Raw genomic sequence first — 22,885 nt, 5'->3', positions numbered from 1 at the left:
TTTCACTGCAGAAACACCGACGGCCGCACCCCATGTGGGGTGCGGCCGTCGTTGACCAGCCTCGAGATCCGTCAGGCGTGGACGTGTTCGACCTCTCCGCCCTCGGCGGCAATCCGCTTGTTGCGGCGTACCGACGCGAGGAAAGCGGCACCGATGAAACCGACGCCGATGAGGCCGGTGATGACCTCGGGCACCTCGTGCTTGATGCTGATGAACAGGATCGTCGCAAGCGCCCCGATGGCCCACATGGCGCCGTGCTCGAGGTAGGCGTAGTCGTCGAGCGTGCCCTGACGCACGAGGTAGACCGTGAGCGAACGGATCCACATGGCGCCGACGCCGAGGCCGACGGCGATGATGAAGATGTCCTGGCTGATGGCGAAGGCGCCGATGACGCCGTCGAACGAGAACGACGCGTCGAGCACCTCGAGGTACATGAAGAGGAAGAACGCGGCCTTGCCCGCGGCCTTGCCGACACCGGGCAGTTCCTTCCCGTCCTTGCCGTTTTCGGCACTCTCCTTGCTGTCGGCCTCCGCCTCGTCGGCGTCGTCCGCGGCGTCGTGTTCGGCCAGGCCCTGCTGCTCGAACAGGTCGCCCAGACCACCGACGAGCAGGTACGTCATGACGCCGAGCACCCCGGAGAACAGGACGGTTCCTGCGTCCTCTGCGAGGAACTGCGAGGCGAGCACGAGCACGAGGAGCGCCACGACGACGGAGAGCTGGTCGAGCTTGCCGATCTTCGCGAGCGGACGCTCGATGGGCTTCAGCCACTTCACCTTGTGGTCCTCGAACACGAAGTTGAGGAACAGCATGAGCAGGAAGGAACCACCGAAGGCCGCAATGCTCGGGTGAGCCTCGTGCAGCATGTAGGCGTACGTGCCGGGCGTCTCCTGGTCACCGCCCTTGATGGCGAGGTCGATGGCCTTCATCGGGCCGACGCCACCCGTCAGGCAGACGATGAGCAGCGGGAACACGAGGCGCATACCGAAGACGGCGATGAGGATGCCGACCGTGAGGAAGATCTTCTGCCAGAACGCGTTCATCCGCTTGAGGATCGTCGCGTTGACGACGGCGTTGTCGAAGCTGAGCGAGACCTCGAGCACGATGAGGATGGCGACGATGGCCAGGCCGGAGACTCCCCCGAGGAAGAAACCGCCGACGAGGCCGGCGACCGTGATGGCCACCGACCATCCGAACGTCTTGAGAAGCATGGAGAACACTTTCCGGGGAGCGGGCACGAACCGGGCACACCCGACCCTGGGAAAAGGGCATGCGGGGGCTCTTGAACACCCAGCGTAGCGCCGACACGCCTGAGCCCCATCGTCCGACGATGTGTGTGCGCCCACGCAGACACGTCGAACCGCGACAACCGCTCCACCTGCGGGAACGCCCCGCACCACAGGCTCGTTGTCGGGTGGGTGGACTAGGCTCGAAGACGAGCTCCTTCATTCGCCCTGAACCTTCGCAGGAGAGGCACGATGACGAACCCCGGACAGCAGCCGTACCAGGATCCGAATCAGCAGTACGGCGGGCCCCAGGCACAGCCTCAGCAGGCTCCCCAGGCCCAGCAGGCCCCCGAGCCCGAGACGATGCTGGCGCCGCCGAAGGCCGTCGACCTCGTCGAGCCGGAGAAGGCCGCGGCGATGGTGCCCATCGACGAGCAGGCCAAGCAGGTGGCCACCACCGAGGCCACGCAGACGGTCGCGCGCTTCGAGGAGATCGACCCGAACGACCCGCAGTTCCGTGCGCGGCTCAAGGAGATCACCAACATGGGCCGCGAGGAGTCCATGAAGGCGACGCAGGTGAGCAACTCGATCCTGCAGCGCCCCTCCCTCGCGGGTAAGGACTCGTCGCAGACGAAGGTGGGCAACACCCTCGTCGAACTGCGCCAGACGATCACCGACCTCGACCCGCACCGCGCCGACCTCAAGGGCGCGAAGAAGGTGCTCAAGTGGCTGCCGGGCGGCGACAAGGTCGACCGCTACTTCATGAAGTACCAGTCGAGCCAGACGCACCTGAACTCGATCATCGCCGCGCTCGAATCGGGTCAGGACGACCTGCGCAAGGACAACGCGGGCATCCAGCTCGAGCAGACGCGTCTGTGGGACGCGCTTCTGCGTCTGCGTGAACTCGACGAGAAGATGACGCAGCTCGACGGCGCGATCGAGCAGCGCGTGGCCGAACTGCAGGCGCGTGGCGACACGGAGAAGGCCGACGCCATGAAGTCGCAGGTGCTCTTCACGGTGCGCCAGCGTCGTCAGGACCTCGCGACGGAGATCGCCGTCGCGACGCAGGGCTACATGTCGCTCGGCCTCGTGCTGCAGAACAACGACCAGCTCATCCAGGCCGTCGACCGCGCGAAGTCGACCACGGTCGCCGCGCTGTACACGGCCGTCATCGTCTCCGAGGCGCTGGCTCGCCAGAAGCTCGTGCTCGACCAGATCAACGCACTGCGCTCGACCACGTCGAACATGATCGAGGCCACGAGCAAGCAGCTGCGCACGCAGGGTGCGGAGATCAACGCGAAGTCGACCGAGTCGCTCGTCGAGGTGGAGAAGTTGGAGAACGCGTTCACCAACGTCTTCGCCACGATGGACGCCATCGACTCCTACCGCGCCGCCGCCACCGACTCGATGGCGCAGACGATCTCGTCGCTGCAGACGCAGATCAAGCGCGCCGAGCCGTACATGGAGCGTGCGCGCAAGGAGCAGATCGAGAGCAACGAGTCGCGTAACAGCGGTCAGCTGCCGGGCCGTTCCTGAGGTGATCTGACGTGGGGTGGTTCTCGCGCGACGAACCGCAGCGCCCGAGCGGCCCGACGCCCGGAACCGTCGACGCCGTCGGTGCTGCGCTCGTGCCGTACGTGCGGTGGTTGCGTTCGCTCGGCAGTCAGGTGCCCGGGCGGGCCATGGTGTTGTGCCGGCTCATCGGCGACCACCTGGAGGACGTCGTGGGCGACCCGTCGGCCAAGTTGCTCGACGTGCAGACGCTCGTCACGTTGGAGCGCACCGCGAGTGCCCACGTGCCCGACACGATCAACGCCTACCTGGCCGCGCGCGGCGTCAGCGGGGCGCAGGACATGCTCATCCGGCAACTGACGACGATCGAGGGCGTCGCGGCGTCGGCTGCGAAGCGTTCGATCGAGAGTGCCCGTGACGCCCTGGAGATCCAGGGCGCGTTCCTCGAGGAGAAGTTCGGACATGCCTGACACGACGAATCTGGCTCCCGGAGACGGCCTCCCGCTCGGGCGTGACGCCGGTGTGCGCGTGCTGTCGATCGACGTGCGCTGGAACACGGGTACCGAGACGGCGCTGTCGGAGCGCATCGGGCTGGCCGCCATGCCCCTCGTGCGCGACCGTGTCGAGAGCCGCGAGCACGTTGTCCACTCGAACCAGCCGGCCACGCCGGACGAGACGACCAGGCTCGGAGCGTCCAACGGCGTCGTCGAGGTCGACCTCGCCGCGGCGCCGGCGGACGTCGAGCGCGTCGTCGTGCTTGCGTTCGTCCACCCGCGGGCCAACGCGTCGAAGCGCACCCTCGACGAGGTGAGCGACCTGTCGATCACGTTCCGTGACGACTCGTCCGGCCGCGAGATCGCGCGCACGGACAACCTGGCGCGCGCCATCGGTCCGGTGACGGCCGCCGCCGTCGCCGAGGTCGTGCGGGACGGTGACGGGTGGCGCGTCAACGTCTCCGCGCGTGGTTTCGAGGCCGGGCTCGACGGCGCGCTGCAGCAGGCGGGGAGCCGGCTGTGACGCTGCAGCCCCCTCCCGGCTACAACTCGGGTGACGCGGCGCGTCCGACGCCGTCGCCCCAGCCCGCCCCTGTGCCTCCGCAGGCGCCCGAGGCGGCCTCGCGTCCGAGCGACGTTCCCGACGCGCAGCTCGGCAACCCCGACGGCGCGTGGTTGCGCGTCATCAGCGCGGAGCCGAGCCCGGTGCATCTGTCCGACAGTCAGCAGGGCGAGCGCGTCGAGACGGGTGAGATCGAGGCGGAGGCACCGAGCACGGGGCCCGCGCAGAGCCTCGGTGGGTCGTGGGGCGGCAGCGAGCCATCCCCTGCGTCGAGCAACGCGGTGACTGCGCCCCGGGACAACAGTGGACGCGAGAGTGTCGATGTCGTGCCTGCGCGTCGCCGCCCGTCGCGCCCGCCGCAGGGCATCAGCGTCGTCGGCGGGCGCACGGTGAAACTGCACCGCGTCGTGGCGCTCGACCGGCTGGCGTCGGGCATCGGCTACCTCACGGTCGAGTGGCGCGTGCGTCAGCGCGGGTTCGACCTGCTGGCGCTGCAGGACGGTTCAACCGTGGCGGCCCGCGCCAACACCCTGACGATCGACCTCACGCAGCCGATGAACCGCGTCCTCATCGCCACCGGCACGCAGGGCACGATGCCTGTACCCGCCTCGGAACTGCGCGTGAGCAACGGCTCGACGCAGGTCATCATCCCCATCGACGGCGGCACTAGCCTCGGCGTCTGGCCGCGACTGACCCTGACGCGTGTCGACGAGTTCGTCGTCATCCGCCACGAGCACGACCCGCTCTCGGGCATCCTCTCGGCCGTTGCCGGCGCGTACGGCTACGACGAACGCAACTTCGTCCTCGCCCACTCGCACGTGCTGCGCTGACGCCGGGCTCCTGAACGCACGAGTGCCCCGGAATCGCCAAGCGATCCGGGGCACTTCGGTGTGGGGCGTCAGTCGACGTCGAGGGGTGAGGTGCTCACCGTGACGTCGTCCTTGCGCAGTTCGTGCTCGAGGGCCTCGAGTTCGGAGACGCCGGCCATCTGGGCGGTCAGCTCGTCGAGGCTGACCTCGTCCTTCGACGCGTCGAGCGCCACACGGCCGAGCTTGAGCACGACGAAGTGGTTGCCCACGAGGTAGGCGTGGTGCGGGTTGTGCGTGATGAGGACGACGCCCAGGCCGGCGTCGCGCGCCGCCTGGATGTACTTGAGCACGACGCCGGACTGCTTGACGCCGAGCGCCGCCGTCGGCTCGTCGAGGATGATGACCTTCGCGCCGAAGTAGATGGCACGCGCAATGGCGATGCACTGCTTCTGACCACCCGAGAGGCCGCCGACCGGACGGTCGAGGTCGGGGATGACGATGCCCATCTTCGTCAGCTCTTCGCCGCAGATGGCCTTCATCTTCTTGATGTCGAGCACGCCGAACGGGCCGCGCGTCAGCTCGTTGCCGAGGAAGAAGTTGCGCCACACCGACTGCAGCGGAGCGAGCGCCAGGTCCTGGTACACCGTTGCGATACCCGACGCCAGCGACTGGCGCGGCGAGCTGAAGTGCCGCTCGTCGCCGGCCACGAGCATCGTGCCCGACGTGTAGTCGTGCAGGCCCGACATGATCTTGATGAGCGTCGACTTGCCGGCCCCGTTGTCGCCGAGCACGCACGTCACTTCGCCCGGGCGGACGGTGAGGTCGACGCCGCGCAGTGCGTCGACGTTCCCGTACGCCTTGCCGACGTCGAGGAGCTGCACGAGCGCGTCGGGATCGGCGACGTCGTCGCTCGTCGCCCGGCCAGCCGGCGTCGAGTCGATCAGCGCTTTCTCACGCTCCGCGGGCGTCCCGGCAGTTTCACGTGAAACGGCGTCGCGCTTCGTCGCGTCGGTGCCGTCGACCGGCAGACTTCCGGGCCGCTCGGCGTGCTCGCCGCCGGCACTACCCTTGCCGGGCTTCTCGGGCTGCCCCGTCTTGATGCGGATCATCGTGAGTCCGCCTTTCGCTTGACGAAGGTGTTGAGCAGCGTGGCCGCGAGGAGCATGACGCCGAGGAACGCCTTGAACCAGTCGGGGTTCCAGCCCGCGTAGTTGATGCCGAGCTGCGTCATGCCGAACATGAGCGCGCCGAGGCTGGCGCCTACCGCCGAGCCGTAGCCGCCGGTGAGCAGGCAGCCACCGACGACTGCGGCGATGATGAAGATGAACTCGTTGCCGATGCCCTCACCGGACTGGACGCGGTTGAACGCGAAGAGCAGGTGCATGCCCGACAGCCAGGCGCAGAAGCCGATGAACATGTAGAGGCCGATGCGAACCTTCCACACCGGCACGCCGACCGCGCGAGCGGCCTTCTCGTCGTCACCGATGGCGAAGATCCAGTTGCCGATCTTGGTGCGCAGCAGGACGAACGCGGCGATCACGGTGAGGATGATCCAGAAGATGATCGGGATCTTGATGTTGACGGGGCCGATCGAGAACGACGCTCCGAAGATCGCCTTCGCCGAGTCGAAGCCGGCCATGTCGCTGATGTCGTTGCTCGCTACGCCGCCGGTGACGGCGCGCGTCAGGCCGAGGTTGACGCCTTGGAGGACGAAGAACGTCGCCAGGGTGATGAGGAAGCTCGGCAACCCGCTGCGGTTGAGCATGAAACCGTTGATCGCGCCGATCGCGAGCGCGATGAGGAGGCTCAGCCCGACGGCGGCCCACACGTGGAAGTTGAAGTACCAGGCGAGCAACGACGCCGACATTCCGGCGGTCGTGACGGCGACACCTGCGGAGAGGTCGAACTCGCCGGCGACCATGAGCAGCGCCACGGGCACGGCCATGATGCCGATGGTTGCGGCCTGGTAGAGGATCGTGCCGGTGTTCGCCATGTGGCGGAACGGCTCGGCCACGATGAGGAAGAACAGGGCGATCGCGAGAACGCCGAAGAGCGAGCCGATCTCGGGGCGGGAGAGGTATCGCGCCAGAACGTGGCGGTTCCTCACCCGGTCGTCGGCAGCGCTCGACGAGTCGCTCGAAGTGGCAGGAGTCGACACGCGGAACTCCCTTTCGGATGTGCGGGCATGGCGAAGGGGCGCCCTCGCCGTCCTTCATCGTAGGTCACGCGTGTATCGACTCGATACATTTCGTCGTCAGCGGGTCGGCCTCCCGGCCGGTGTCACTGCAGGACCACGAGCACGTCACCTTCCTGCACGACGTCACCGGGCTCCACGCGGATCTCGACGACCGTGCCGGGTTCCTCCGGCACGACCGGGATCTCCATCTTCATCGACTCGAGGAGCACGAGCTCCTCACCGGCCTCGACCTTCTGCCCGACGCGCACCGCGACGGAGTGAACGTTGGCGACGAGGTCGGAGGCGATGTGTTGGGCGGCCATGCTGGCATCGTCGCAGAGCCGATCGGTTACCCGCGCGTCCCACCGACGAGTAACTGTGGACGCGTCACACCCCAAGGCGCAGGCGAGACGTCGAACCCGTCGAGCCTCACCCACGACGATGCCCGCCGCCCTCGACGTGAGGTGCGGCGGGCATCGTCAGGCGTGATGCGTCCGGGTGAGGATCAGCGGCGACCGCTCTTGGCGTACTTCTCCACGTCGGCCACGTTGTTCTTGTCGATGAACGCGGGGCCGGTGAGCACCGGCTGGCCACCACCGACGATGTTGCCGTTGTTCTTGCGCAGCCACAACGAGTCGACGGCGAGGTAACCCTGGAGGTACGGCTGTTGGTCAACAGCCCACTGCACGGAGCCGTTCTTGATCGCGCCGATGACCTCGCTCGAGGTGTCGAACGTGAACACCTTGGCCTTGGAACCGGATTCCTTGACCGACTTCGTCGCCGTCATCGCGTACGGACCACCGAGGGCCAGCACGGAGTCGATCGTCTTGTCCTGCTGCAGCTTGCTCGTGATGGCGCTCTGCACGCTCGGCATGTCCTTGCCGTTGACGTAGAAGTTCTCCGTCTGCGCGAACTTGCTCTTCACACCGGCGCAGCGGTCGGTGTGGCCGACGTTGCCCTGCTCGTGGATGACGCACAGAACCTTCTTCGCGCCACCGGACTTGAGCTTGTCGCCCGCGGCCTCACCGGCGATCTTCTCGTCCTGGCCGTAGTAGCTCTCGACGCCCATCTTCTTCCAGTCGTCGAGACCACCGTTGAGGGCGACGACCGGAATGCCGGCCTTGCGGGCGGCGTCGACGGCGCTCTTCATCGCGTCAGGCTTCGACAGGGTGACGGCGATGCCGTCGACCTTCTTGTCGATGGCCTGCTGCACGAGGTTCGCCTGCTTCGGGCCGTCGGGGTCGGCCGTGTACTCGAGCTTGACGTTGTCCTTGGCCGCCGCGTCCTCGGCGCCCTTGCGGACGATGTCCCAGAACGTGTCGCCCGGGCCGGAGTGCGTGATGAGCGCAACCGTCATGCGCGGCGTCGTGGCCTTGCCGGCGTTCATCGACGCCTGCTCCTCGGCCTTGCGGCCACCCGTCGCACTGCAGGCGGTGAGCGACGTGGCGAGGACGGCGACGGCCGCCATCGACAGGGACTTACGCATGGGCGTTCCTTCCAGAACAGGCCGAACACATGTGCGGCCAGAGGTATCGCCGTCCATTGTGCACCACGCAATGTCTCGGTTCGATACATCCGGAGTCCGCCGGGGAGTCCTCCTGTGCGCACGCTGCCGCGTTACGTTGAAGACATGACGCAGAGCCAGACCCACGGATTGCCCTCTTGGCCCACCGACGCGGCCGCGGAGTTCAACGCCGCGATGACGCTGGCCGACTCGGCCGCCGCCTACGTTCGGGCCGCCTCCGGCGTCGAGTACATCGACGCTCTCCTCATCCTCGGCACGGGATGGCGCGGAGCCTTGGACGCGCTGACGGGGACTTCCGCCGCAGACGAGAGCGACGCCGACGGTTTCACGGGAAACATCGACGCAGAGACGTCGGTCGAGGTGCTGTGGCGTGCCGACGCACCGTCCGTGCCGGGCTTCGTCGAGCCCGCGGCTGAGGACAACCGTGCCGAACTTCTCCTCGTGCGGATCGGTTCGGACGATACCGACGACGTGGCCGGCGATGTGCGCCACGTCCTCGTCCAGACCGGGCGAGCGCACCTCTACGACGGGTACGGGGTGCACGCCGTCGTCCACCCCATTCGGGTTGCGGCGGCACTCAACGCCGAGCGTGTCGTGTTCACGAGTGACTGCGGCTCGCTGCGCGACGACATCGCCCCCGGCACCGTGCTCATCATTCGTGACCACCTCAACCCAACGTTCGCGACGCCGCTCGTCGGCTCGGCGAAGTTCGCGGACCTGCGCGGCATGTGGTCGCAGAACCTTGCCGAACTCGCCCGTGAGCACGAGCCGTCTCTGCGTGACGCGTGCTTCGCGTTCGTTCCCGGGCCGCAGTATCAGACCCCGTCCGAGGTGAAGATGCTGCGCAACGCCGGGGCGGACTGCGTCGGGATGTCGACCGTGCTGGGTGCCCTTGCGGCCCGCGAGCGCGGCATGGAGATGGTCGGCCTCTCGGTCGTGTCGTCGGCCGAAACGAACGACGATCCGAACGACCCCTTGGCCGTGCTGCGGGAAGCGCGGCGTGCGACGGAGCGTCATGCGGGCCTGCTGCTGCACCTCGTGACGGTCGACTGATCGGCGACCGCCGCGACACGTCGTCGCCCCAGCAGTCTCGGCGCCCGCGCGCGTCGGCGAAGTACCCTGCGCAGCATGAACCTCTCGCTGCCCCGCCGCACCGATGCCCTCGGCCTGCTCGCCGGTTCGCTCGCTCTCGCCGGATGCGGCAAGGACGACTCGTCGTCGGGCTCGTCGAGTTCGGGAGGCTCGGGCAGTGCGAGTGCCTCGACGCAGTGCCCGCCGGCCGACGGTTCCGCGCAGAAGAAGCAGAGCTTCGACGACGCCCCGCCCATGTGCATCGACGCGAACAAGACCTACACCGCGACGATGACGACGGACGTCGGCGACGTCGTCATCACGCTGGATGCGAAGAAGGCACCGAAGACCGTCAACAACTTCGTCGTCCTCTCGCGCTACCACTTCTACGACGGCGTGAGCTTCCACCGCGTCATCCCCGGCTTCATGGCGCAGGGCGGCGACCCGAAGGGTGACGGCACGGGCGGGCCGGGCTACACGATCGAGGACGAGTTCCCGCAGCAGGGCGAGTACAAGGAGGGCTCGATCGCGATGGCGAACACGGGCCAGCCGAACTCGGGCGGCTCACAGTTCTTCATCGTCACCGGCGATTCCGGCACGGCCCTGCCGCCGCAGTACACGCTCTTCGGCCAGGTGAGCAAGGGCATGAACGTTGTGAAGAAGATCGAGGCCGGCGGCAACCAGGACGGTTCGCAGGAAGGCACGCCCGAGAAGAAGCACACGATCACGAGCGTGAAGATCGAGGAGAAGTGAGCCGCGATCTGCCCGAAGAGCTCTACGACGAGGAATCCGACGGCGTCCGCCGCACGCTCGACGCCGGCGGACTGAGCACGAGAGACGTCGGCCGCACCAGCGGCCGGGCTTCAGACGTGGTCACGCTGCAACCGAGAGCGGGTCAGTCGACGTCGATGCGCGCCGCGAGTTCGGGGTAGGTGACGACGAGGCCGTGAGCGTCGACGGCGAGGTCGACGCTCACGTCACGCGTTGCCGAGCGGTAGTGCACGACGGAGACGACGCGATCGTCGAGGGCCGACGCGATGTCCGAAAGTCCCTCGGGGCCCGAGGAGTACACCTGCGCCGACGGGATGACGGCGAGGTCGGGCAACGACACCCACGCCGTCGTGATCGGACGCTCCCCGACGCCGGCCGCGTCCACGCCGAGCCGGCGGATCGGCATCGTGTTCGTCAGCGGGCACCCCGCTAGATCGACGTCGAGGGCCTCGACGAAGAGTTCCAGCGCGTCATCTGCGATGCCGATCGGGCCGAAATCGCCCGGTACATCACCGGATTCGCCGCTCTCGCACCGCCACACGGAGCGCGACCCTTCGTCACGACGCCACAGATAGAGGTGGCGCTGCCACACCGGCTCGAGGGAGCCACCGGTCTCGTCGGGGGCGTCGAGATCCTCGGCCGCCGACGACGGCGCGTAGCCCTCGACGTCGACCGTGAACAGGCGCGTGCGCCAGGACGAGTCGACGACGAGATCCCACTGGGCGCGGTAGCGCTCCGTCGACTGCCGCCCCGTGGCGACGAAGCCGCCGTCGGCGTCGAACTCGACCGACGCGACGTCGAGACGCGACTCGTCGTCCAGCCCGCGCCAGACCACCTCAACCGTCGTCATCGCGCCACTCCCTCTCGCATCAGCAGATGACACATGCAGCCATCACGCTACGCACGCGACCTCGGCCGGCACCCGAAGAACACACGGTTTCAGCCCTGCGACTCAGGCTGCTCGGCCCACCACGTCCGCAGCCGGTCGGCCGCCGCCTCCTTGCCGATGACTCCCTCGTCGAGGCGCACCGACAACAGGTACTGGTAGGCCTTGCCGAGCACCGGGCCGGGCTTGATGCCGAGCACCTCGGCGATCTCGTTGCCGTTGAGTTCCGGACGAACGGCCGCCAGTTCCTCCTCGGCCTTCAACCGCTCGATGCGGGCTTCGAGGTCGTCGTAGGTGGCCTGCAGGCGAGCTGCCTTGCGCTTGTTTCTCGTCGTCGAATCGGCGCGCGTCAGCAGATGCAAGCGTGAGAGCAACGGTCCGGCGTCCGTGACGTAGCGGCGCACCGCCGAGTCCGTCCACTCCCCGTTGCCGTAGCCGTGGAAGCGCAGGTGCAGCTCGACGAGCCGGCACACAGCCTTGATCGTGTCCTTGTCGAAGCGCAGCTCCCGCAACCGCTTCCGTGCGAGCTTCGCACCGACGAGCTCGTGGTGGTGGAAGCTGACGCCGCCGCCCGATTCGAAGCGACGCGTGTCCGGCTTGCCGATGTCGTGCAGCAGCGCGGCCAGGCGCAGCACGAGGTCGGGCCCTTCGACGACCTCCGCCTCCTCGACCCCGGGAACGTCGCGCGGACCCTCGAGGTCCATCGCCTGCTCGAGCACCGTGAGGGAGTGCTCGTACACGTCCTTGTGACGGTGGTGCTCGTCGATCTCCAACGCGAGCGCCGGCACCTCGGGCAGCACGTACTCGCAGATACCCGAGTCGACGAGCGCCGTCAGCCCGCGCCGCGGCGCCGGCGACATGAGGAGTTTCACGAGTTCGTCACGCACCCGCTCGACGGAGATCATGCGGATCGAGCCGGCCATCTCCGTCATCGCCGCGAACGCCTCGGGAGCGATGTCGAACGACAGCTGCGAGCTGAAGCGTGCCGCGCGCATCATGCGCAGCGGGTCGTCACCGAACGAGACCTCCGGCGACGTGGGTGTGCGCAGACTCCGCGCCGCCATGTCCGCGAGGCCGCCGTACGGGTCGACGAAGGTGAGGTCGGGCAGCCGCAGCGCCATCGCGTTGACGGTGAAGTCGCGACGCACGAGGTCCTCGTCGAGCGAGTCGCCGAACTCGACGACCGGCTTGCGCGTCTCGCGGTCGTAGGCGTCGGCTCGGTACGTCGTGATCTCGACCTGAAAATCGCCCTTACGGACGCCGATCGTCCCGAAAGCACGCCCGAGATCCCACACCGCGTCAGCCCATCCGGCGACGATGCGCTCGGTGTCCTCAGGGCGCGCCGACGTCGTGAAGTCGAGATCGGGCGACGTGCGCGCGAGGAAAGCGTCACGCACCGGCCCACCGACGAGGGCGATCTCGTGGCCCGCCGACGTGAAGCGTTCACCCAGTTCGCGCAACATCGGCATGACCGGTTCGAGGTGCGAGACAGCCTCGGCCAGCATCGTCGCTCCGCTCGGTACCGACCCGTTCGGTCGGTTTTGCGCGGGCTGAACGGAGGCTGCTCGAGTAGGCGTCACCGGCCAAGGGTATCGAGGGGCCCGGCGGCACCAGAATTTCCCAGCCGCTCTCGTTAAGGTGGAGCAATGACCGTCTCCTCGTCGCGCATGCAGCGGGCTTCACGCCTGGGCTCGCTGGAGGAGATTTCTGCGGGCGGAGTCGTCGTCGACGTTCGTGACCAGCAGGCCTATCTCGCTCTCATCGCGCGGCACAACCGAGCCGGACGCGTCGAGTGGTGCCTGCCCAAGGGCCACATCGAAGAAGGCGAGACGCTCGTGCAGACGGCCGAGCGCGAGGTCGAGGAGGAGACCGGCATCAAGGGCCGCGCCCTCGTCACGCTCGGCGTCATCGACTACTGGTTCTCGATTCCGGGCTTCCGCATCCACAAAATGGTCCACCACTACCTGCTCGAAGCGGTCGGCGGAGAGATCAGCATCGAAGGTGACCCCGACCACGAGGCCATCGACGCGCGCTGGTTCCGCCTCGACCGCGCCCACGAACAGCTGACCTTCCCCAACGAGCGCCGCATCGCAGCCACCGCCTGGGCCCGGCTCACCGGACATTGATCGGTTCCGGCCCCCAGATGACACGCTCCGCGTTGGCCCGCGCGCTCGTGGCGGCCCTCGTCTGCCTGCTCGCGCTCCTCGGCCTCGCTCCTGCTGCGAGCGCCGCACCGCCGAACCCCCGCTCGAACGTCAGCGCGCTCCCACGGCCCGGAATCGTCACCAACGGCGACGTCCGGATGTGGATGACGAGCGGCGCTCCGGCCACAGCGACGACGGGTTCCGGCACCACCGTGAGCGTCATCGTCGAGAACACCGGTGACACGCCCATCGACGGAGCCACTCTGCGTGCTCGTGTGGGTACTCGGCCTCTCGACTCCCTCGCCGCGCAGCAACGGTGGGAGGAGGGAAAGCTACCGCTCGGAGCGTCGGCGTCCGCCGACGCCGATGTGCCGACGATCGCGCCCGGCGCCTCCGAGACGGTGAAGCTGTCCCTCACCTCGAGCGAACTCGACCTCAGTTACACGATGGCGACGCTGCCGCTGCGCATCGAACTGCGCGGTGCTGGCCGACCCACGACGAGACTCCACAGCTTTGTCTCGTGGGCTGCGAAGGATGCCACGTTCACGCGGATGTCGGCGTCCGTCGTCGTGCCGGTCACCCTGCCGAACGACCCGAAGCTCCTCACGGCCACCGGTGAAGAACGCCTCGAGGCGTGGCGCAAGGCGATCGGCCCCGGTTCGACGATCGAGCGGCTCATCACCTCCGACCCTGGCGTGCCTGTCACGTGGCTCATCGACCCTGCGGTGCTCGACCCCGCTGCGGCTCAGGACGGCACTCTCCCCACGGCCGAGCAGGAAACGACGGAGGGGAGCCCGGCGTCACCGTCTGCCTCCCCCACGTCCGACGGCACGCCGAGCCCGTCCGAATCGGCGCCCGGCTCCGCGTCGCCGTCGAGCGAAGGTTCGACGAAGTCGAACTCCTCGGGCACGTCAGAGCCTTCAGAGATTTCGGAGTCGACGGATTCCGCCGACTCGGGATCCACGTCGCCCGGCACCCAGCCGAGCGAACCCGCAGCGAGCGTCGACGAACTGGCGGCGAACCTGCGGGCCAAGCTCGCCGAGCGTCCCGGCAACCAGAGCATCGCCTTCACGCCCTACGGCGACCCCGACCTCTCCGCGCTGACGAGCGCCCGGCGCCCCGCCGGGTCGCAGAAGATCCTCGAACGCTCGCTCTCGCGTCCGCTCTCGAGTGAGCTGTCCGAACTGTCCGAGACGGTCGTCGCGGCGCCTGTCGCGCCGCTCGACGCCGCCTCCACCGCCCGGTTGACCGCCGCGTGGCAGAAGACGCGTGGCTCGCGGCCCGTCGTTCTCACCCCGAACGTCTCCCTCGACCGTACCGACGCCGCTGCCGTCACCTCGGCGACACGACGCACGACGAATCAGGTGACGATGGTCGGGTACAACGCGCCGCTGAGCCGCACGCTCAACGACGCGTCCGTGTCCAACGCCGAGGCCGCCGCCTCGCTGCGCGCATCGAGTCTGGCGATCTACCAGCAGCAGCCCACCGCCGAGCGCTCGCTCGTCATCATGGGCGGGCGCGAGACCGTCCCCGTCGGTCGGCTGAAGGCGATCGCCTCGGCTCTCGAGCAGGCACCCTGGGTGCAGCCTGCAGCTCTCAGTACCGAGGAATCCACCTCGGCGCCCGTCGTCGATCTGGCACCCCAGGCCCCGCCGTCCGAAACCGTGTGGCCGCGAGTCGCCGCACCCGCCTTCGACGCCGGCGACATCACGACTGCCGACAGGACCCTCGCCACCCTGACGAAAATGGCCGAGATCGTCGTGGACGGCGATGACATCGTTCCCGCCTGGACTCGCAACCTCGACCAGGTGACGAGCACCCGCTGGCGCGGCGACCCGGCCGACGTCGACGGTCTCGTCGAGCACGCGTCGTCGACCGTCTCCGCCATCCCCCAACAGATCGCCGTCGTGCCGTCACGCGTCAACTTCTTCTCCGATTCCGGTCCCATCAGCGTCACCGTCAAGAACGGCCTGGCCCGCGCCGTCCACGGCATCGAGGTCAACCTCACGCCGCGGACCTACGCCGTGCGTTTCCGCAGCCAGCCGGACGCCGTCGACATCCCCGGCAAGGGACAGACGTCGGTGCGCGTCCCCACGGTTGCGCAGGCCGCCGGACGCGTGAGCGTCGACGCGAAGGTCACCGGCCCGGGGGACGTCCGCCTCGGCGAGAGCGACAAGCACGGGGCCGAGATCGAGATCAACGCGCGTCCCACGGGTACCTGGATCTTCTGGGTGCTCGGTATCGTGGCGTTGCTCGTCTTCTGCTACGGCCTCGTGCGCAACAGGCAGAAGGGCACCCGCCGACGCGATGAGCTCGCGCGGGACATCCAGTTGTAGGAGCACCCTGCCCATGTCGAACGACGGCCCCGGCTCTCTCGGCGCGCTGTACGAATCCAACGCCCGACGGCACGTGCCGCAGATGCCCTCCGTCGCGGGCACGAGCATCGGCTCGGCCTACGACGCCTGGTTCGAGGCCGACCAAGAGGCTCAGTGGCTGCGCAACCTCGACGAGAGTCGAAGCCACGCGAGCAGCGACCACACGCAGGTCATCTCCCGCTCCGACGTCGACGCCTATCGCGAGCGTCGTGAGGCCGAGAAGACGTGGGACACCGACGCCGACGCCGCACTCAACGTCTCGAGCCGTTCGCGCCGCGAGGTCGGCGTTTCACGTGAAACAGGGGGTGCGCCCGCAACCCAGGCGCTTCCACAGACCTCCCCCGGCGAGGTCGGTGGCAACGCAGCCAACCAGGCCGCCGACACGGGCGGGCGCGGCGGAATCCTGCGCAGTTCGGCCATCATGGCGGCCGGCACCCTCGTCTCGCGCGTTCTGGGCTTGCTGCGAACCTCGATGACGGTGGCCGCCATCGGTCTGAGCACCGGCGTGGCGAACACGTGGGACGTCGCGAACACCCTTCCCAACATCATCTACCTGCTGCTCGCCGGTGGTGTCATCAACGCCGTCCTCGTTCCACAGATCACCCGTGCGCTCGAGCACTCCGACGGCGGCAAGGCCTACACAGACCGCATTTTCACGCTGACGTTCATGATCCTGGCGGGCGTCACCGTCGTCTTCATGGCAGCGGCGCCACTCGTCTATCGCCTATTCGACAACAACAACATGACCGACGACAAGGCACACGTGGCCTTGATCTTCACCCTGTTGTGTCTGCCGCAGATCTTCTTCTACGGCCTCTACACGATCCTCGGTCAGGTGCTCAACGCCCGTGGTCGCTTCGGCGCCTTCATGTGGAGCCCCGCCCTCGCGAACGTCGTCATTATTGCGGGCCTCGCCGCCTACATCCTCATGTACCCGCACGGCGCCAACACGCCCGGCTTCAGTGGCATGACGACCCAAATGATGATCATGCTGGCGCTGCCCGCGACGTTGGGCATCTTCGCCCAGGCCGTCGTGCTCATCCCGCTCCTCAAGCGCGCGGGATACACCTACTCGCCGAACTTCCAGTTCCGCGGCGTCGGCCTGCGCAGCGCCTCGACGATGGCCGGATGGGCCTTCGCCGCCGTCATCGTCCAGCAGATCGGCCTCGTCGTCACGACGCAGCTGCTCTCCTCCCAGCCCGACGGCCAGCCGAACAAGGCAGCCCAGAGCAACGCCTTCCTCCTGTTCAGCCTGCCCCACTCGCTCATCACGCTTTCCCTCGTGACGGCGCTGTTCACGCGCATGTCGGTGGCGGCCGGTCGCGGCGAGACGCAGAAGGTCAAGGACGACATGACGATGGGTATCCGCCTGTCGGGTATCGCGTCCGTCATGCTGACGTTCGGCTGCTTCGTCCTCGTCTTCCCCCTCGTGGGCCTGTGGGTCGGGCCGGTCGAGTCGAGCCTGTGGGCCATCGGATCGATCGCCATCACGATGATGATCGGCCTCGTGCCGTTCAGCCTCTGCCTCATCATCCAGCGCGTGTTCTACGCCTACGGTGACGCCAAGACGCCCTTCTGGATGCAGATCCTGTGCACCGGCACCGCCATCGGGCTCACCCTCCCGTGGTTCAACTGGCACAACCTCACCGAGGAGATCTTCGGGCGTGCGCTGACCGACTGGACCGGGCTGCAGGGTGCCCACTTCTTCGGCCAGCCCGGCGTCCACTGGGTCGGCGTCGGCGTCGGCCTGGCGCAGACGTTGTCGAACGTCGTCCAGGCATTCGTCGGTTTCGTCCTGCTCAAGCGCAAGATCGGTCACGTGCCTATGTCCGAGACGGTACGCACGTACGTACGTCTCGCGATCGCCTCACTGCTCGCCACGGCTGTCGGCTTCCTTGTGCAGCTTCCGTTGCACGACGCGCTGCCGGTGTCGCGTTTCGGTTCCTTCCTCGAGATCGCGGTCGTCGGCTCGATCTTCCTCGCGGTGTACCTGTTCGTCGCGAACCGCCTGCGGGTGGAGGAGATCAACAGCCTCACCGGCCCCGTCGCGCGGCGCCTCAAGCGTTCCTGACCTCGAAGCCCGCCGGCCCTCCTCGGGGCGGCGGGCTTCGCGCTCGACGGGGCCCGGCGTTCGGCGCGCCGAACGCCCCGCGATACCGGCCGGTTGTCAGGCCCCTTGCTTAGGATGAGCGAGCCTGCTGTCGCCCGCGTTCACCCGACGTCCAGCGTCGTACACGGACGGCAGCGACATCGATGGCGTCGACGACGAGGAGTTCGAGTGCAGGGCATCACCAAGGGCACAGTGCTGGGAAACCGGTACGAACTGACGTCCGAGATCTCGGACGCGCCCGGGCTCGCCCGCTGGCTCGCCCGTGACGAGAAGCTGGGCCGCGAGGTCGCCATCACGGTATTCGGCTCCAAGTCCTCCCATGCCGCGGCTGCGCTCGACAGCGCCCGCCGCGCCGCCGGCGTCGAGGACGACCGCCTCGTGCGCGTGCTCGACGCAGGGAGCGACGACGACCACTCCTTCGTCGTCGAGGAGGCCCACACGGGCGCGCACAGCCTCGCAGATCTCGTCCGCTTCGAAGCCATGCACCCGGAGGAGGCTCGCCGCATCGTCGGCGAGACCGCGAGCGCCCTCGAAGCCGCGCGTCAGCGGGGCCTGCACCACCTCACGCTCTCCCCCCGCCACGTGCTACGCCTCGCAGACGGTTCCATCGCCGTCACACAGGTCGCCGTCGGAGGCGCCCTCGCCGGCCGTGACGACATCTCCTCCGCCGAGGCCACCAAGCGTGACGCGGCGGCGTGCGTCAAGCTGCTCTACACCGCGCTCACGGGCGAGTGGCCGGGCAAGGCCGAAGAGATCACCGGCCTCAAGGGCCTCACCGTGGCCGAGCGTCGCGCCGACGGGCAGATCGCCACCCCGTCCGAGGTCGTCGACGGCATCCCGAGCGACCTCGACACGATGTGCCGCCAGTCGCTCAACTACGACGAGACACCGCGCACGCCAGGCGAGGTCGCCCGTCAGCTCGCCCCCTGGTCGGCACAGATGATCACGGCACCCGGCAAGGGACGACGCTCGGACGACGCCGCGAGCGACGAGGACGAGAAGGACCACAACTTCACCGTGCGTCGTGCCGCCGACCGCACCGAGGGTGAGGGCCGACGCGGCGTCGGTGCCGTCGGCGCGGCCGCCCTGGCCGCCGCAGGCACCGCGGGCGCCGCCAAGGGTGCTCGACGACTCAGCAACGCCGACGACGACACCGATCCGGGCGCCCGGGCGGAGGGCCCGCGCGCAGCCCTGCCGCGCAAGCCCGCGCCCCGTGCGGCGAATGAGCAGGATCCGGCGGACGCGACGATGATCGGCCGCCCGGTCCAGTTCGACGCCGACGAGACCACCCAGTTCTCCCTCGATGACGAGGACGCGGCCTACCACCGCACGACGTACGACCCCTCGTTCGAGGAGCTCGAGCCGCCGGTCCCCGGTTTTCACGGCGGCACCGACGACCCCGACGCGGGCAGCAGCAAGCTCGCGCTCGGTATCGTCGCGCTCTTCGTCATCGGTGCCCTCGTGCTCGCTGTCCTCGGCATCCGCGGCATCGGTGGTAATGCCGACACCCCTGCCGCGTCCAACTCCGGCTCCGCGTCCTCGGGCGCTGCGTCGTCCGGCGCGTCGCCCTCGGGCTCGGCCAGTCGGGCCGGCACTCCCGTGAAGGTCCAGAGCGCCTCCGTCGTCAATCAGCGCGGCATGCGCGTCAACGACTCCAGTTCGATGGCGCAGGCTGTCGACGGTGACACCAGCACAGCATGGAAGAGCCTTCTGTATCGCAACCGCCCCTGGGGCGGTTACCCGGGTTACGGTGGCCTCGCACTCAATCTCGGCACCTCGACCGACGTGAAGAGCATCGAGATCACGCCGGGTGAGGGCCAGCCGCTCACCGCCGACGTCTACGTCGGTGACGCGCCCGGCACCGCGGGCAAGAAGGTGGGTTCGGTCTCGAATGCGACGAGCCAGCAGACGATCTCGTCCACTGCGAAGGGAAGCTACGTGACGATCTTCATCACGACGCAGAGCCTCGCGCCCGGCACGTCCTACTACCAGTCGGCCGTCTCCGAGGTCTCGGTAGAGAAGTGAACGGCTACGAACTTCGCGAGTTGAGCGACGTCGCTCTCGTCGACGCGTATCGCGAGGGCAACGCCGACGCTTTCGGAGTGCTGTTCGAGCGCTACAAGGACAAGATGTGGGCCGTGGCGTTGCGCACGACCCGCGACCAGGAGCTCGCCGCAGACGCGGTCCAGGAAGGCTTCATCGCTGCGTTCCGACGCATCGACTCCTTCCGCGGGGACGCCCAGTTCTCCACGTGGCTGCACCGCATCATCGTCAATTCCTCCCTCGATCGACTACGCCGGCTCAAGCCCACGCAGGAGTGGCCGGAGTACGACATCGCCGACAAACGCGACGAACACGCACAGACCGACGTCCGCCTCGACGTGCGCGAGGCCCTCGACAAGCTCCCCGATGGCCAGCGCGTCTGCCTCGTGTTGCTCGAGATGGAGGGCCTGTCCGTCGCCGAGGTCGCCCAACAACTCGGCATCGCCGAAGGCACCGTCAAGTCCCGCTGCGCCCGTGGGCGCACCGCTTTGGCCGAGCTCCTCGGGGTCACCTGAACGCGCCTCGCCGGCTCCTCACGCAACGTTCCGAAAAATTCTCGAACCGTGATGGAACCGAAGCGACGTCCCTCGCGTCGGAGACCATGAAGCGAACGTATGCCCAGCAGAAAGGAGGCCCGAGATGACCCGGAACTTCCGTGACGAGTGGGAGGCGGCCAACAGCGGCCGCTCGAAGGACGAGCAGCCCGCCGACCTCGCACCCGAACACGTCCAGGACGAGATCTCGGCTCTGCTGCGCCGCAGCGCAGCCGAGGACGGGCCCGAACTCGCCATGCCCCGCGATGTCGAGGCGCGTATGCGTGAGGCGTTCAAGGCTGAGTTCGGCGACCGCGCCTCCGGATTCGACGAGAGCAAGCGGGCCTCGTCCGGCAGCTCCACCGTCGTGCCGCTGCCGGCCCGTCCGCGCCGCACCGAATCCGCGCAGCGTGCCGAGTACGACCCCGACGCCACGCGCCCGGCGTCCGTGACGCCGTCGCGTCCCGCGCCTGCCCGTCCCGCAGCGGAGACGTCCGCACGCGCCGAGTCCGAGCGTGATCACTCCGTCGCCTCGCTCGACGCGCACCGTGCCCGCAAGAAGGGTGGCTTCGGCAAGGCCGCGCTCGCGCTCGGTGCTGCGGCCGCCGTCGCCATCGGTGCCGTCGGCGTCTCGAAGTCGCTCGGCGGCAACGACGACGCCCAGGTCGCTGACGGCCCGAGCCCGTCGTCGTCGGTGAGCAGCGGAGCGAACGACGGCACGCAGAACTACGCCTCGCGGGTGCGCGTCACCCAGACCGAGACGCAGTACACGTCGGAGTCGCTCGCCACGCAGGCGGCTTCGCTGCCCACCTCGACGAGCACCCCGATCGAGCCCAAGCAGGCCGACGCCCAGTCGCTCGGCCCGCTGGCCACCGGCACCGGTGTGCAGTCCTGCCTCGACGCCGTCGACGCCGGCCTCGCGCAGGCGCCGGACAAGGTGTACGCCGACTTCGGTTCCTACGACGGCCAGCCCGCCGTCATCGTCGTCACGGTCAAGGACGGCAAGAAGACGGCCTGGGTCGTCTCGCGCACGTGCAGCAAGGCCGATGACCTCAAGGCGGGGCCGACGCCCATCTCCACCTGATGCCGAGCGCGCGTGTGCGCCGGGGAATGACGCGCGGATAGAGTGCGTTGACCTACGCGAACCGCATCAAACCGACGAAGGAAGCTTTCGTGAGCGACCAGGCCGTGCGCAACCTCATCATCATCGGCTCCGGCCCCGCCGGGTACACCGCTGCCGTCTACGCGGCGCGTGCCAACCTCGAGCCCCTCGTGTTCGAGGGCTCCGTGACGGCCGGTGGCGCGCTCATGAACACCACCGAGGTCGAGAACTTCCCCGGTTTCTCCGACGGCATCATGGGCCCGGACCTCATGGAGAACATGCGCGCCCAGGCCGAGCGATTCGGCGCCGAGCTCGTGCGTGACGACGTCACCGCCGTCGACCTCACGGGCGATGTCAAAACGGTCACCGACGGTGAGGGCGTCGTTCACAGGGCGAACGCCGTCATCCTGGCCATGGGCTCGGCCTACCGCGAGCTGGGGCTGCCCGACGAGAAGCGCCTGTCGGGTCACGGCGTCTCGTGGTGCGCCACGTGTGACGGCGCGTTCTTCCGCAACCAGGACATCATGGTCGTCGGCGGCGGCGACTCTGCCGTCGAGGAGGCCACGTTCCTCACGCGCTTCGCGAACAGCGTCACCCTCGTGCACCGCCGCGACGAGCTGCGCGCCTCCAAGATCATGGCCGAGCGCGCCGAGAAGGACCCGAAGATCCGTTTCGCGTGGAACAGCGAGGTCGTCGCGATCCACGGCGACGCCAAGGTCTCGAGCGTCACGCTGCGCGACACCGTCACCGGCGAGGAGCGCGAGCAGGAGACCACGGGCCTGTTCATCGCCATCGGCCACCTGCCGCGCAACGAACTCGTCACCGGCCAGATCGACCTCGACGACGAGGGCTACGTCCTCGTCCAGGACCGCACGACGCACACCAACGTCGACGGCGTCTTCGCCTGCGGCGACCTCGTCGACCACGTCTACCGCCAGGCCATCACGGCCGCCGGTTCCGGCTGTTCGGCCGCCCTCGACGCGGAGCGCTTCCTCGCCTCGCTCGACGCCGCCGGCGAGCCCAAGCCCGACGCGTCCCTCACCGCAGAGCCGCAGGGCACGGACGAGCCGCGCTGACGCGCGTCGTCCCCACCGTTTCTCTTCACCAGCACTGACCGACGTCCCGGAAGGAATGCCCCATGGCAACCACCAAGCCCACCACCGACGCCACGTTCGAGGCTGACGTTCTCAAGAACGACAAGCCCGTCCTCGTCGACTTCTGGGCCGAATGGTGCGGCCCGTGCCGCGCCATCGCGCCGATCCTCGAGGAGATCGCCGCCGCGAACGGCGACAAGATCGAGGTCTTCAAGCTCAACACCGACGAGAACCCCGCGACGTCCGCCAAGTACGGCATCACGGGTATCCCGACGATGAACGTCTACCAGAACGGCGAGGTCGTCAAGACGATCGTCGGCGCCATGCCGAAGCCGAAGCTCCTGCGCGAGCTTGAGCCCTTCATCGGCTGATCATCGCTTTCAGCAAAGACTGCGGCCCCCGTCGAATCGACGGGGGCCGCAGTCTTTCGTGTCGAGCGCTGACGGAGGTCAGGC

At 68.2% G+C, this 22,885-nt stretch carries 21 protein-coding genes; 14 read left to right on the top strand and 7 right to left on the bottom strand.

All coding sequences use genetic code 11. The features are described from left to right. Positions 1 to 71: 71 nt before the first annotated feature. The gene (locus AA983_RS04420; RefSeq protein WP_047310881.1) at positions 72 to 1,208 is read right to left on the bottom strand and encodes a DUF475 domain-containing protein; all 1,137 of its coding nucleotides are present in this window, start codon (positions 1,206 to 1,208) and stop codon (positions 72 to 74) included. Between the two features lie 267 nt (positions 1,209 to 1,475). On the opposite strand from AA983_RS04420, the gene AA983_RS04415 reads away from it, so the two are divergent. From AA983_RS04415 to AA983_RS04400, 4 genes are read left to right on the top strand one after another with little or no spacing between them, the layout of a single operon-like run. Next, positions 1,476 to 2,759 (top strand): toxic anion resistance protein, encoded by a 1,284-nt coding sequence (locus AA983_RS04415; RefSeq protein ID WP_225911336.1) that lies wholly within the window; start codon positions 1,476 to 1,478, stop codon positions 2,757 to 2,759. Between the two features lie 11 nt (positions 2,760 to 2,770). Further along, the gene (locus tag AA983_RS04410) at positions 2,771 to 3,205 is read left to right on the top strand and encodes a hypothetical protein (protein WP_047310880.1); all 435 of its coding nucleotides are present in this window, start codon (positions 2,771 to 2,773) and stop codon (positions 3,203 to 3,205) included. Further along, positions 3,198 to 3,752 carry a TerD family protein gene (locus AA983_RS04405; RefSeq protein ID WP_047310879.1) on the top strand — a complete coding sequence of 185 codons (555 nt, stop codon included), beginning with the start codon at positions 3,198 to 3,200 and terminating at the stop codon, positions 3,750 to 3,752. Before AA983_RS04410 ends, AA983_RS04405 begins: the two co-directional genes overlap by 8 nt. Then, positions 3,749 to 4,621, top strand: a complete 873-nt coding sequence (locus tag AA983_RS04400) for a hypothetical protein (protein WP_047310878.1) — start codon at positions 3,749 to 3,751, stop codon at positions 4,619 to 4,621. Before AA983_RS04405 ends, AA983_RS04400 begins: the two co-directional genes overlap by 4 nt. A 68-nt stretch (positions 4,622 to 4,689) precedes the next feature. Here the strand turns inward: AA983_RS04400 and AA983_RS04395 are convergent, their stop codons facing one another. The 4 genes from AA983_RS04395 to AA983_RS04380 form a co-directional block, all read right to left on the bottom strand. Beyond that, positions 4,690 to 5,709 (bottom strand): ATP-binding cassette domain-containing protein, encoded by a 1,020-nt coding sequence (locus tag AA983_RS04395; RefSeq protein ID WP_082128676.1) that lies wholly within the window; start codon positions 5,707 to 5,709, stop codon positions 4,690 to 4,692. Then, complete coding sequence (locus AA983_RS04390; protein WP_047310877.1) at positions 5,706 to 6,758, bottom strand: ABC transporter permease; 1,053 nt, start codon at positions 6,756 to 6,758, stop codon at positions 5,706 to 5,708. Before AA983_RS04390 ends, AA983_RS04395 begins: the two co-directional genes overlap by 4 nt. Before the next feature lie 122 nt (positions 6,759 to 6,880). Next, the gene (locus tag AA983_RS04385) at positions 6,881 to 7,099 is read right to left on the bottom strand and encodes a biotin/lipoyl-binding carrier protein (protein WP_047310876.1); all 219 of its coding nucleotides are present in this window, start codon (positions 7,097 to 7,099) and stop codon (positions 6,881 to 6,883) included. A 182-nt stretch (positions 7,100 to 7,281) separates the two neighbouring features. Then, on the bottom strand, positions 7,282 to 8,262 hold the full coding sequence (locus AA983_RS04380; RefSeq protein ID WP_047310875.1) for a sugar ABC transporter substrate-binding protein: 981 nt from the start codon (positions 8,260 to 8,262) through the stop codon (positions 7,282 to 7,284). A gap of 144 nt (positions 8,263 to 8,406) precedes the next feature. Here AA983_RS04380 and AA983_RS04375 point away from each other — a divergent pair, with 144 nt between their 5' ends. Together AA983_RS04375 and AA983_RS04370 are read left to right on the top strand one after the other, a co-directional pair. Beyond that, the gene (locus tag AA983_RS04375) at positions 8,407 to 9,354 is read left to right on the top strand and encodes a hypothetical protein (protein ID WP_052946851.1); all 948 of its coding nucleotides are present in this window, start codon (positions 8,407 to 8,409) and stop codon (positions 9,352 to 9,354) included. Positions 9,355 to 9,429: 75 nt separating this feature from the next. Beyond that, a complete protein-coding gene (locus AA983_RS04370; RefSeq protein WP_047310874.1) occupies positions 9,430 to 10,125 on the top strand; it encodes a peptidylprolyl isomerase in 696 nt (231 codons plus the stop codon). 142 nt (positions 10,126 to 10,267) lie between these two features. Here AA983_RS04370 and AA983_RS14660 read toward each other — a convergent pair whose 3' ends face one another. Both AA983_RS14660 and AA983_RS04355 read right to left on the bottom strand, forming a co-directional pair. Beyond that, positions 10,268 to 10,993: a putative glycolipid-binding domain-containing protein gene (locus AA983_RS14660; protein ID WP_052946850.1), complete on the bottom strand. Its 726-nt coding sequence runs from the start codon at positions 10,991 to 10,993 to the stop codon at positions 10,268 to 10,270. Between the two features lie 89 nt (positions 10,994 to 11,082). Next, positions 11,083 to 12,534 carry a CCA tRNA nucleotidyltransferase gene (locus AA983_RS04355; protein ID WP_047310872.1) on the bottom strand — a complete coding sequence of 484 codons (1,452 nt, stop codon included), beginning with the start codon at positions 12,532 to 12,534 and terminating at the stop codon, positions 11,083 to 11,085. A 141-nt stretch (positions 12,535 to 12,675) separates the two neighbouring features. Here AA983_RS04355 and AA983_RS04350 point away from each other — a divergent pair, with 141 nt between their 5' ends. The 8 genes from AA983_RS04350 (at position 12,676) to trxA (ending at position 22,801) form a co-directional block, all read left to right on the top strand. Next, positions 12,676 to 13,155, top strand: a complete 480-nt coding sequence (locus tag AA983_RS04350) for an NUDIX hydrolase (protein WP_047310871.1) — start codon at positions 12,676 to 12,678, stop codon at positions 13,153 to 13,155. A gap of 17 nt (positions 13,156 to 13,172) precedes the next feature. Continuing rightward, entirely contained in the window at positions 13,173 to 15,509 is a 2,337-nt protein-coding gene (locus AA983_RS04345) for a DUF6049 family protein (protein WP_047310870.1), read from the top strand. Between the two features lie 13 nt (positions 15,510 to 15,522). Then, positions 15,523 to 17,619, top strand: coding sequence for a murein biosynthesis integral membrane protein MurJ (murJ, locus tag AA983_RS04340; protein ID WP_052946849.1), 2,097 nt, complete (start codon positions 15,523 to 15,525; stop codon positions 17,617 to 17,619). Positions 17,620 to 17,826: 207 nt separating this feature from the next. Beyond that, on the top strand, positions 17,827 to 19,683 hold the full coding sequence (locus AA983_RS04335; RefSeq protein ID WP_047310869.1) for a protein kinase family protein: 1,857 nt from the start codon (positions 17,827 to 17,829) through the stop codon (positions 19,681 to 19,683). After that, positions 19,680 to 20,216 carry an RNA polymerase sigma factor SigM gene (sigM, locus tag AA983_RS04330; protein WP_047310868.1) on the top strand — a complete coding sequence of 179 codons (537 nt, stop codon included), beginning with the start codon at positions 19,680 to 19,682 and terminating at the stop codon, positions 20,214 to 20,216. The genes AA983_RS04335 and sigM overlap by 4 nt, the downstream gene beginning before the upstream one ends. 124 nt (positions 20,217 to 20,340) lie before the next feature. After that, a complete protein-coding gene (locus AA983_RS04325; RefSeq protein ID WP_047310867.1) occupies positions 20,341 to 21,318 on the top strand; it encodes a hypothetical protein in 978 nt (325 codons plus the stop codon). An 89-nt stretch (positions 21,319 to 21,407) separates the two neighbouring features. Continuing rightward, the gene (gene trxB, locus AA983_RS04320; RefSeq protein WP_047311223.1) at positions 21,408 to 22,412 is read left to right on the top strand and encodes a thioredoxin-disulfide reductase; all 1,005 of its coding nucleotides are present in this window, start codon (positions 21,408 to 21,410) and stop codon (positions 22,410 to 22,412) included. A gap of 62 nt (positions 22,413 to 22,474) precedes the next feature. Further along, the gene (trxA, locus tag AA983_RS04315; protein WP_047310866.1) at positions 22,475 to 22,801 is read left to right on the top strand and encodes a thioredoxin; all 327 of its coding nucleotides are present in this window, start codon (positions 22,475 to 22,477) and stop codon (positions 22,799 to 22,801) included. Positions 22,802 to 22,885: the final 84 nt, after the last annotated feature.

The sequence above is a fragment of the Dermacoccus sp. PE3 genome (assembly GCF_001021715.1).
Classification (GTDB): domain Bacteria; phylum Actinomycetota; class Actinomycetes; order Actinomycetales; family Dermatophilaceae; genus Dermacoccus; species Dermacoccus abyssi.
This window is presented reverse-complemented; position numbering and strand designations above follow the sequence as displayed.